Below are 5,721 nucleotides of genomic sequence, written 5' to 3' on the forward strand. Positions count from 1 at the left end.
CGGCGACGTCGTCTGGGTTGACTTCGGATCGCCGAGGGGTTCCGAGCCGGCGAAGCGTCGTCCCGCGGTGGTGATGCAAGAGGACTGGCTGCTCGCGTCCGACATCGCGACTGTCCTCGTTGTCCCGCTGACCTCGAATGTCGCGCTCGGAGCGTTCCCCGGCAATGTCCTCATCCCGAACGACACGTCCGGGCTTGAGAAGGACTCCGTCGGTGTCGTCTCGCAGGTGGGGCCGGTCAGCCGGGAGTTCCTCGACACGTACCCGGTAGGGCACCTCGCAGGCTACCTCGTCACACGGATCGCGGAAGGCATCCGCCTCATCATGGGCATCTGAGACATGCCGCAACGACCCTTCCCGACTACCCTGGACACCATGGAACAGACCTCTTCCCTCAAGAACCGGGCCGGTGCGGCACTGGCGATGTTCGCCGGCTTCGCCTGCCAGGGTGACGAACTCGGCTACGTCCCGGTCGGCCCGCTGTTGACTGTGTCATGAGCAACGCCGTCCCCGCGGACTTGCCGCGGCGCCCCGGCCCGCGTCCCTCGACGACTCCGACCAACCCGCACACTCAGCTCGACCAGCAGCCGAGCGACGACCAGCCGCGGCAGCGCCTCATCGGACAGCTCAGCGACCTGCCGGGTGTGGTCTGGACGGGCTCGATGATCTCCGTCCCGGGTGCAGAAGCGCTCACGCTGCCCCGAGGCACGGCCCAAGGGCCACCCGATGCGTTCATGATCGACACCGAGTTCGCCCACCTCCACCCAGCCCCCGACCATTCCCTGCACGTGGTGCTGCCGGTGAAGACCGCCGAGGCTGCGATCGAAGCCGGCTGGGCCGAGCTGCACCCCATCGCCCGCCGCGGCATCATCTCACCCGGTGCGGTCATGGTCTACGCTCCACGCGATGCGGTCGAGGCGGACATCGCCGCCGACCTCGTACGGACGTCCTACGCCTATGCAACAGGCACACAGCCTCCGCTCAGAGCCGCAGACCAGAGTCGGCACTGACAGCACGCGCCCTCAGGCGCGGTCGCGTGCGGCCGGCTTGGAGGTGCGGACGACCGCGGGCAGCAGGGCGAGCCACGAGCGTCCGCGCAGCGCACCCCACCATACGCCGGCACCGTAGGCGACGTCGTCGAGGCGTCGAGCGACGGCGAACCGCACCGGGTCGAGTTGCGGTCGCACGCGCGCATACTCCCACACCGTGTCGGCGACCGCGGCGACGAGCACCGCTCGTCGCGCCCGTCGTGAGAACAGCGCTGCGATCGCGGTGAGCGGCCACCAGTGCCGCAGCAGGAGCGTGAACCCTTGAGCGATCGCCGCGAGCAGGCCGTCACGAGTGAGCTGTGCCGCGACCGCCGCCGGTCTCGGCACATGGCCCAGGCGCCGCGCGATGCGCCCCATCACGACGGCGCTGATCGCGCCGGCGACGGGGATCGACCAGCGCCGCTGCGCGACGAGGGCGATGAGGACTCCGACCGCCCAGGGCGGCAGCACGACGGGGGCGACGTCGCGCGGATGCCGCTCCGCGAGCGGCTGCGCGCCGGTGCCGTAGAAGAACTTGCGGCCGAGCCACGTCCGCAGCGTGCTGCGATGCTCATGGCGCATCGTGGAGGCGGGTTCGAAACGCACGCGGTGCCCGGCCGCGACGAGGCGCCAGACCATGTCGACGTCCTCGGCCGCGTCCAGCGTGTCGTCGTAGCCGGTGCCCATCACCGCCACCCGACACACTTGACAGGTGCTCGAGACCCACGTCAATCGTGAGCGGGGACGGACCGCGGCGGCGTCTCGGCCGAGGTCGAGAGAGGATCGGGCATTCTCATACCGGGTGATCCAGTTCGGATCGGGCGACTCCAGCCCGAGAATCCGTGGTGCCACCATCCCGACGGCGGGGTCGGCGAAGTGCCTCAGCAGCGTCTCGATCGAGCCGGGCTCGACCACGACGTCGGAGTCGATGAACGCAACGAAGGGGGTGGTGACCGTCGCCAGCCCTACGTTGCGGGCGCCTGCGGCGCCGAGGTTCCTGGTGAGCGGGACCAGCCTCGCGCCGTGCGCGCTCACCACGGCTGCGACCGCCGCCGGGTCTTGCGACGCGTCGTCGACGACCACGACGCCGAGCCCCGCGGGCAGGCTGGCCAGGAGCCGGTCGAGCTGCTGCGGGCGATCGCGCACCGGGATGACGACGGTGGCCGCGGTCAGGGGCACCGGGGGGAGCGACGAGGCGACCGGGTCGGCCAGGCCGGTCGACAGCAGGTGCTCGGCGAGCGCCCGGCTCGCGCCATCGCGAACAGTGACGGTGCCGGCGTGGAGGAGCCCGACGGCGGCCGGCTTGAGCCGCGCGACGCGGGTGGGCGAGCCCCCCACGAGAACACCCCCACCGCCGAGGACCCGCGTGTGCCGGTTGAGCCTGACGGCGAAGCCGGCGGGGAGCCCCGGGGCATCCGGCCCGCGGCCGGTTGGCTTCTCAGTCAATCAGGCTTCCGTTCTCGGCCACCCGGCCGCCGCGCACCCTTCGTATCGCCGCGGTGCAGATGGCGTCCAGCAGGTGCTGCCCCTCGCCGGGGCTCGCGCCGGTCGGGTTGCCCAGCACGCCGTTCGGTGAGACGGCGCGCACACCCTCCTCACGCAGCCGCTGCAGGAGTTCGGAGAGCTTCGCGGTCGCGCCCGGAGCGATCCGATCGGCGCGCAGGTCCTGGGGCCGCAGGTGCGCGATGAGCGAGGTTTCCGCGCGCCCGGCGTGGGCGTCGCGGGGGAGTGCAGAGGATGCGGCGTCCCGGGGATCCGGCGAGCACGCCAGCCACGCGGCATCCCTGCCCTCATCTCGAAGCTGCCGGACGGCGTCCGCGAGGGCTTCCACGTTGCCGCCGTGCCCGTTCACGAAGACCAGGCGCCCTGCCCACTCACAGGCGGAGCGCCCGAACTCCAGGAGAAGCAGGGTGAGCGCCTCACGACCGATCGAGATGGTCCCCGGGAAGCCTTGGTGCTCTCCGCTGGACCCGTAGGCGATGGCCGGAGCCACCACGGCGTCGACTCCGTGGTGGCGCAGCTCTCGAGTCGCCCGCTCGGCGACCGTCGTTGCGACGAGTGTGTCGGTGTCCAGTGGCAGGTGAGGCCCGTGCTGTTCGGTGGATCCGAGCGGCACGAGAAGCAGCGGGTGGCCGACGGTCTCCCACGTGCGCGAGGCGAGCGACGGCGATTCAGAGGGGGACTGCATTCCCGGCATCCTCCCCTCACGCGTCGGCGCGGGCGACCCTTTCCTGCTCTGCCGTCGTCGATGTTCCCGCGGTCTCTGCCGTGCCGGTCGTGGCTTTCGTCTTGCGGGGTGTGGTGGCGGGGGCCATGGAGGCGGTCTCTGGCGCCGAGTCACCGAGCCTGCGTTCGAACCCCGGCGGCACCCAGAGGTCCGCGGGGCTGAGCTCGTGGATCGACGAGTGCCCGAGTCCGAGCACGGCGGAATCCAGTCCCATGCGCAGGAGGTCGAGCACGTTTTCGACGCCGGTCTGCCCGTTGGCTGCCAGACCCCACAGGTAGGCGCGACCGATCATGACCGCGCGGGCTCCGAAGGCGAGTGCCTTCGCGACGTCGCCGCCGCGGCGGATGCCGCCGTCGAGCAGCACCTCGACCTGGTCGCCGACGGCGTCGGCTACCGGGCCGAGACAGCGGATCGTCGCGGGAGTGGTGTCGAGGTTGTTGCCGCCGTGGTTGGACACCGAGATCGCGTCTGCCCCGATATCGACAGCGTGCTTGGCGTCGTCGACGCGGGTGATCCCCTTGAGAAGGAACGGACCGCCCCACTCCTTCCGCAGCCATTCGACGTCTTCCCAGCTGGGCGGCGGGGTCTGCATCCATTCGTAGTAGGCGCTGAAGAATGTCGGCGCCGGCCCGTCGGGCGGCTGCAGGTTGGGTGCGGTGAGGTCGGGAATGCCGACCTTCGCCCAGTCCAGCAGCCACCGCGGGCGGCGGATGCCCTCGGGGGCGAACTGGATCATCGCCTTGAGGTCCATCTTCTCGGGGATGGACGGGCTGCCCCAGTCGCGGCCGACCGAGAACGACCAGTCCAGCGTTGCTATGAGCGCCTTGGCTCCGGCCGCGCGGGCACGGTCCATCCGCTGGACCATCTGCTCCTTCGAGCCGGTCCAGTACATCTGGAAGAAGGTGTTCTCGTTCGCGCTGACGACTTGCTCCACCGGCTTGCTGGCGAACGAGCTCAGTCCCATGATGGTGCCGCGCGCCGCGGCGGCCCTGGCCACTGCGACCTCGCCATCGGGATCGACGGCCTGCACACCGGTGGGAGAGATGAGCACGGGGAGGGAGATCGGGATGCCGAGAACCGTCGTGGACAGGTCGCGCTCGGGCTGATGCCCGGCCACATGCGGGGCGAAGGCGAGCTCGGCGAAGGCATCCGTGTTGTCGTGCGGGGTGGCACCACGCTCTGAACCGGCGACGAGCGCCGCATACACGGACGGCGGAAGCCGCTTCTTCGCCCGCCGCTGAGCCTCCAGTACGGATTCAAACCACGGGTTCTGCTTCCAGGGCCATTCCAGAAGTCCTGTCATGCTCCGACCTCCTTGTCGATAGGGGATGCGCTGTGTTGTCGGTTCTGTCTACGGATATCCTAATGACACTCGGTGCCAAAATCGCTTAGCTCTGGAAGATCGCACTCAGCGCCGGCGCGACGTCGCGGAAGTCATGGATGACGCGGCACACGCCGCGGCCGCGTGCCGCCAGTTCGCGGCCCAGTTCGACGTCCTTCTCGCCGCTCGCGTCGAGCAGCACGTCCAGTCGCGGCAGCCGCGCAGCCAGAGGCCGCGGGTCGGGTCCGGCGTTGTGCACGCAGTCCGACAGCAGCACGACGCGGGCATCGCGCGCGGGGACGCGCGCGAGCTGGCCGGCCGCGACCTCCAGCGGGAACGCGATGTTCGTGAGGCCCCGCGCGGGCAGCCGCAGGATCGCGTCAAGCAGCTCCATGGGCTTCACCGGCTCGCCGAGGCGCAGCAGCAGCGCGGCATCCGACCAGAAGGCCACGACGCTGAGAGCGTCGTGCGCGAGCTCGGCCGAGAGTGCGCCGACGGTCGCGGCAGCGGTCTTGACGCGCTCGCCGCGCATCGAGCCTGACACGTCGACCAGCAGCACGACCGAGCGCCGGGTGCGCACCCGGTCGCGCACCACGATGTCCTCGTCGTCGGGCACCGGACGTTCGGCGAGCACCTCGATCGTGCGGTCGAGGTCGATCTCGTCCGACCCGCCTCGGTAGGGCATGCTCGCGAGTTCCCCGATGCCGCGGCGCGCTGTCGCGTCGCGTCGCGGGCGCGGCATCGCCAGCCGCGATGCAATGCGCCGAGCCTGAGCACGAACGCGCGGATCGGGCTCCGACGGATCGGCATCGGGCGCGACGAGCACCGCCGGTTCATCGGTCATCCCGGGAGCACCAGACCCCGGGGGGCCCTTGACCTTTGCGCGGCGCGGATCGCCGGGGCCAGCGCGCAACGCTGCGCCCGCGCCCCCGCTGGTCGCGTCGAACACCGTCGGATCCTCCTGAAGCTCCTTCGGCCGGCGCTTCAGCGGCGTGCCCCGGACCTCACGCCGACGTGACGACTCGCGCTGCAGCGGCCCATCGGCCGCGACGGCTCTTCAGCCGGGCGCGGCCGCGTGCGGCTCCAGGATGAAGCGGTCCTCCCAGATCTCCCGCAGCACGCGCTCCGGGGTCGTCTCGGCGGCCTC

Annotated in this window: 7 protein-coding genes; 3 read left to right on the forward strand and 4 right to left on the reverse strand. The window is 70.9% G+C overall.

Translation table 11 applies throughout. The features are described 5' to 3' along the window. The 3 genes from QZV84_RS05830 to QZV84_RS05840 all read left to right on the forward strand — a co-directional run. Positions 1-334 (forward strand): type II toxin-antitoxin system PemK/MazF family toxin (locus QZV84_RS05830; RefSeq protein WP_292826722.1); only part of this gene is annotated, 334 nt, incomplete at its 5' end. A gap of 39 nt (positions 335-373) precedes the next feature. Then, on the forward strand, positions 374-496 hold the full coding sequence (locus QZV84_RS05835; protein WP_292826725.1) for a hypothetical protein: 123 nt from the start codon (positions 374-376) through the stop codon (positions 494-496). Continuing rightward, complete coding sequence (locus tag QZV84_RS05840; RefSeq protein ID WP_292826728.1) at positions 493-1,008, forward strand: luciferase family protein; 516 nt, start codon at positions 493-495, stop codon at positions 1,006-1,008. The genes QZV84_RS05835 and QZV84_RS05840 overlap by 4 nt, the downstream gene beginning before the upstream one ends. 12 nt (positions 1,009-1,020) lie before the next feature. On the opposite strand, the gene mftF is transcribed toward QZV84_RS05840, so the two are convergent. The 4 genes from mftF to QZV84_RS05860 all read right to left on the reverse strand — a co-directional run bounded on the left by mftF (position 1,021) and on the right by QZV84_RS05860 (position 5,418). Further along, a complete protein-coding gene (mftF, locus tag QZV84_RS05845) occupies positions 1,021-2,472 on the reverse strand; it encodes a mycofactocin biosynthesis glycosyltransferase MftF (RefSeq protein WP_292826731.1) in 1,452 nt (483 codons plus the stop codon). Further along, complete coding sequence (mftE, locus tag QZV84_RS05850; protein ID WP_292826734.1) at positions 2,465-3,214, reverse strand: mycofactocin biosynthesis peptidyl-dipeptidase MftE; 750 nt, start codon at positions 3,212-3,214, stop codon at positions 2,465-2,467. Before mftE ends, mftF begins: the two co-directional genes overlap by 8 nt. A 16-nt stretch (positions 3,215-3,230) precedes the next feature. Further along, positions 3,231-4,556: a pre-mycofactocin synthase MftD gene (mftD, locus tag QZV84_RS05855; protein ID WP_292826737.1), complete on the reverse strand. Its 1,326-nt coding sequence runs from the start codon at positions 4,554-4,556 to the stop codon at positions 3,231-3,233. An 85-nt stretch (positions 4,557-4,641) separates the two neighbouring features. After that, the gene (locus tag QZV84_RS05860; protein WP_292826740.1) at positions 4,642-5,418 is read right to left on the reverse strand and encodes a VWA domain-containing protein; all 777 of its coding nucleotides are present in this window, start codon (positions 5,416-5,418) and stop codon (positions 4,642-4,644) included. Positions 5,419-5,721 lie beyond the last annotated feature (303 nt).

The organism is Microbacterium sp., assembly GCF_011620715.1.
In the GTDB taxonomy this organism is placed as follows: Bacteria; Actinomycetota; Actinomycetes; order Actinomycetales; family Microbacteriaceae; genus Microbacterium.